This window comes from Gordonibacter sp. (genome assembly GCF_036667095.1).
Taxonomy (GTDB): Bacteria; Actinomycetota; Coriobacteriia; order Coriobacteriales; family Eggerthellaceae; genus Gordonibacter.
Map to the genome: position 1 here is coordinate 724 of NZ_JAVWUP010000171.1, position 4,579 is coordinate 5,302.

The 4,579-nt window shown below is 52.6% G+C and carries 4 protein-coding genes; 1 reads left to right on the forward strand and 3 read right to left on the reverse strand.

What is annotated here, in order from left to right:
• From RR842_RS11660 to RR842_RS11670, 3 genes are all read right to left on the reverse strand, one after another.
• The coding region (locus tag RR842_RS11660; protein ID WP_332729824.1) for an ATP-binding protein at window positions 1-1,177 on the reverse strand (1,177 nt) is incomplete at its 3' end.
• The gene (locus tag RR842_RS11665; RefSeq protein WP_332729825.1) at window positions 1,161-1,778 is read right to left on the reverse strand and encodes a DUF4194 domain-containing protein; all 618 of its coding nucleotides are present in this window, start codon (window positions 1,776-1,778) and stop codon (window positions 1,161-1,163) included. The genes RR842_RS11665 and RR842_RS11660, both read right to left, overlap by 17 nt.
• Window positions 1,775-3,181 (reverse strand): Wadjet anti-phage system protein JetA family protein, encoded by a 1,407-nt coding sequence (locus RR842_RS11670; protein WP_332522256.1) that lies wholly within the window; start codon window positions 3,179-3,181, stop codon window positions 1,775-1,777. Before RR842_RS11670 ends, RR842_RS11665 begins: the two co-directional genes overlap by 4 nt.
• 404 nt (window positions 3,182-3,585) lie before the next feature.
• On the opposite strand from RR842_RS11670, the gene RR842_RS11675 reads away from it, so the two are divergent.
• On the forward strand, window positions 3,586-4,579 hold a 994-nt coding region (locus RR842_RS11675; protein WP_332729826.1), incomplete at its 3' end, for a hypothetical protein.

Consider the following 4,579-nt stretch of genomic DNA (forward strand, 5'->3'; position numbering starts at 1 on the left):
CTTGCGCATGTGTCTTCGCCACATTGTCGATGAAACTCGAGTTGTCCTCGTCGTCGAGTCGAAGGCAAAATGCGCCGAGGCGCTGGGCCTCTTGACGAAAACGCAGCTCTCGCTTGTCGAGAAAGTCGTCGGCCGAGATCATCTCTTTGGCAAGATGGTCTCGCTCGCTCGCGAGTTTCTCGCGCCGTTGATAGCCGCTGTCGCTGTTCTTGCGAACCACCAGTTCGTCCATTTTCTGTCGGCGCACGGCAGTTTCCTCGCCGATGCGGGAGAGGCGCTCATCGAGGGAGTCTCTTTCTTGACAAGCCGCGTTCCTGAGTGCTTGGAACTTGATTTTCTTCTCTTCCCATACGCCCATTGCCGCTCGATCGACTAAATACATTTGGGTGCGCTCTCGCTCTAAGGCGCTTTTGGAGTCAAGGTAGGCGTTCTGAATTTTCAGGAGGCTTTCCCTTTGCCGTTCTAGTTGACGGGCGAGATTGAGTTGTTGCTGATAGTTTTGGATGTTTTGCTGCATAGCTTCGATATCCAGCTTTTCGGGTAAATCGCAGATGTTTTCGGTAATGAATTGCTCAATGTCATCAATGGGCTTGAAGGAGATGGCTTTCTTGAGCATGGAAAAGAGCTGCGCGGAATGTACGTTCCAGCGCGCGAGCATAAACTCGCGGTATGCTGTTGCGGTTGGGAACAGCTGCCCGTTGTTGGAATAATCGCTGGAAGCTAAAAACGACTGGAATTCTTTGCGTGTCATGGCGTGGGTGTCGCATACGTATCCTTCGGGTGGAATAGTTCCTTCGTAGAAGAAAAATGCGCCGTTCTCGTCGCCGCTTGCCTCGCATGCATAAGTAACCCCTGCTACGAAAGAAGTCTGCAGAGTGCTGTCATGAAACTCACCTGCAATATAAGTGTCGAAATTTTTCCCCACGCGCGAGCGCTTGTCGGTGCCGTCGAGGTCGGTGCGCAGATAGCCACTCAGAGTGCGCTTTGAGGTTTCGCTGGCGGCTTTGTTGAAGGTGGCGGGGCGCAATTCCCCGAGCAAAATTACCTGCAAAGCATCAATAAGGGTCGATTTCCCCGAAGAGTTCTCGCCGGTCAGGTAAGTTATCAACCCGAAGTCGACAAATTCCTTGTCGTAGTAAAACCAGTTGACCAAATGCATTTTATTCAGCGTCTTCAAGCGGACCACCTTCCTGTTCACGAAGGTCCTTCACGAGAGAGCGAAGCCTCTCCGAGGAAACGGCATGCTGCACCGTAGGTAGGATGGCGAACAGCCCATCTGCCTTCTTGAATGAACCGTGCAGTTTGGTGATAATGGTGTGATTCTCCATGATGCGCAGAGCGTCAGCCACCGTGATCATGTTGGGTCGTTTGCTCAAGTTACCGTGCGCCACTAAATTGTCAAGAAGATCGGCCACCGTTGCGCGCACATCACCCGCAACGCCGGCTTCGTCTTGCTTCAGGTCATACATGAGGCGCAGGTTGATGAGCACTTCGGTGGCGAACTTGTTAAGCGTAAGCTTATTGGCACCTTCCTGGTTGCGAATGTAGTAGAACCTCTCCAGATCGTCGCGAAGCAGATCCCAGCCAGAATAGGATAGGTACTCGTCCACAAGGGCATGGTGGAGAGACAGGAACCGGAATTCGGGGTTAAATACGGTAGTCTCTTCGTTTTTGATCAAGTCCCGAACGATGAAGGTTTGATCGAGCAGATGATTGCATACCGCCTTAAAGGATTCTTTTTCGGAGAGCGAGAGTTGTTCCAGATTGGCGATTGTCATAGTTGGCTTTCCTCCTTCAGGGCAAGCACCGTGTGAGGCAGTTGATATATGCCCCGGGTGAATAGTTCGGGTGAAATGCTCTCTAATCGATAAAAGCAAAGTGGATCGGTCGCATAAACCAAGGCGAGCAGCGCGACGACATAGTGTTCATCGGACTCCACGGGAAACTCTTCTAGAGAAATGCGGCGTCGGTCATGAAGCATTTTGCGCACCTGATCGAATACGTGTGTGGGGCTGTATGCGTCGTCGAGGAGGGCTTGTGCCTGTGCGATTTCAGCATCGGCGAGCTCGTAATCTGTAAGGACAACGAGGCTGTCGCTCGGGCGGGGGCTTGCGTCGCGACGAAAAAACAGTGAATCGCTTGACAAGCATCCTTGTTCAGTAAGGGAGAAGATTTCTTGCGTACGTTCCGCTAAGTCCTCGCCTTGTGCGGAGGCCAGCTGTCTGAGCAGATACCTGAGGTTTCCCTGAAGGTTATCGTCGCGATTAGTGAGCGCCTCGAGTTTTTGGGTGGTGGCTCGGGTGTAGTGTTGAATCTTTTGGTCGATGGGGTCGAGATAAGTTTCCTCAATGGTTGCATAGGTGTCCTTGATGAAATACAGGGACCGGAACACGTCGGCGCGAGCCTCGCTTGTGGTTGAAGCGGTTTTGCTCTTGATAAGTACGGCGACCATCTCGTCGAAAAGTTGCACATTTTCGATCCACTCGTCAAGCACGTTGGTAATGCTCACGCGGTATTTCGGGACGGAATCGCGTATTTTTAGGGGCTTGATCCGCGTTTCCACAACCCGCTCGGCAAAATTATCGAAGTGCAATGCCAGCACCTTGTTGGTGTCGGTGCATTTGAGCTGCTGGTCGAAGTAGCCGTTGATGTTGTGATAAACGGTTTTTAGCATGCGTATGAGTTGCTCGGTGTTCTCGACCGCACCTTCGAGCGCTGCAACGCGCGTTGCAGCATCGGCGCGCGGGTCGGTGGAGGCGGTGTGGAGTGCAGAGTAGGTGCTGTAGACGTAGGAAAGGCCTTTTAGCGGCTTGTCCTCGGTGAGTGTCGCAAACAATTCGATCAGTTTGATGCTGTAGTCGTAGATGATGATGTTTTCGGAGTAATCCGCAGCCCGCTCGATACCTATCCATCCTTTTTCAAGGAGCTTGCGAACGAGAAACGAGGCCCTGCCAGCAATATTGGCCCGCTCGTTTTCCTCGATCCCCTCTTCGTCGAAAGTGGTTTGAGCCAGGAGGGAGGAGAGGTTGTTCTTGAGCAGCTCTTGAAAGTGTTTTCGAGGGATGGTGAGGCTTTCGAGGAACGCATCGTGAAGCACGCGCAAAGCCTCTGCATAGATGATACGGTTAGGGGAAGCGAGAATGCCAAACAGATCAGAGGGTACTGCGTCAAACAGCTTCATGATCAGCCTCCCGAAAATCGATTATTGTTATAGTAATAGATGTTGCATGAATACTCCATAGACACTGAAAGGGCTGTATCGAAAGTCGCAAAACTCGGTAACGGTGTGAACCCGCAAACTTGAATCCAAATCACCGTAGAAGCATCTATGTCAGCGGCAAAATAAATTTGCCATAGAGGGACGATGGGGCGAAGATATTACCTTGGTGGCGAGGATGCTCAAGGGGCAATTCAACTGCTCGGAAATGCTATTCAAGCTCATGGCCCCACGTTGACTTCGTACTGTCAGTTAGTCTGGTCAGAAAGGCGCTTTTGTGTAGCAATCGTCTTACAGGAGGTATCATCATGAATATCTTGGGCAATGAATTTGCACCGTCGGAGGTTCCTGAAGAAACGAGATTGTCGATGAGTCCTCGTGTCGCTGGGGAAGAAGTCGAGTCGTGCGAGGTGGTTGTTGTCTCCAAGCACGAGGTGGGGTTTGTTGTTGTTGATGTGTCGGATGACAAGAAAAGACGCGTTTTTGGCGCGCGTGTATCGGTAGCCTCCCGCTTCGCACCGGGAAAGTGCGTCGAAGGGGTGACCGATGGCGACGGCAAGGTTGTGTTCGATATCACCGAGCTGTCCGAGGGCGCGGACGGCACGGGCAAGCAGCTTGACGCGTACGCTTTCAACGGCCGCCTTTCTCTGGAAAAGGCGGGCTATAGGCTTTTTCAAACGGGCCTAGTGCGTGTGGAGGGCGGCAGCGCTGTTGTTGTGCCAACGCGCCCCGTGATACCCGATGAACCCTACGCCGTCCTCATGACCTTCGACGATTGGGATATGCAGTACTCTGCTTCAACCTTTGCTTGTACTCCGAAAAACGATGTTCGTCACACCATTGCCATGAAGTGCATGATGCCGGGAGGGGCTAAACCTGAGGTGTCGTTTCATAGCGAAGGCAATGCTGCATTGTGCGCCGCAGCGCCGGTTGCGACTTCGTTGGAAGAGGTGTCGGTCGCCTTCGAAGGATACTTCCTCCTTTCCGGACATGCGGATTGCTTGAAAGAAGGTGCTCGCAGCTATTTTGAAGTGGAGGTGGCGGGCAAGAAGTATCGAATCGATACGCGTTTAGAGGTGGTGTCGGGTGTCCTTGATGCTTGGCGAGAGGGCGAGGACTTTCATCTCGCGCCCAGCGATTCTGTGCTTAAGTGTGATCTTGATTTCGCTTTGCCCAAGAGTTTTCCAGGCATCGGTGGTTCGAAGGTTTCGGTGTGGATACCCGATCTGCCCTTTTTCTTTCAGGCGGATCCCTTCGGCCACGTTCTTTTTGGAGCGACTCTGCCGGGTCTGGGTTTTGTAAACGATGGGGGAGGTCTTGGCGGTGTCAACTGGGGGAGGCAGACGAGGGAATCTGCCGCCG

Coding starts and splice junctions, on each gene's coding strand:
- RR842_RS11665 (WP_332729825.1), bottom strand. CDS start 1,778: ATGACAATCGCCAATCTGGAACAACTCTCGCTCTCCGAAAAAGAATCC.
- RR842_RS11670 (WP_332522256.1), bottom strand. CDS start 3,181: ATGAAGCTGTTTGACGCAGTACCCTCTGATCTGTTTGGCATTCTCGCT.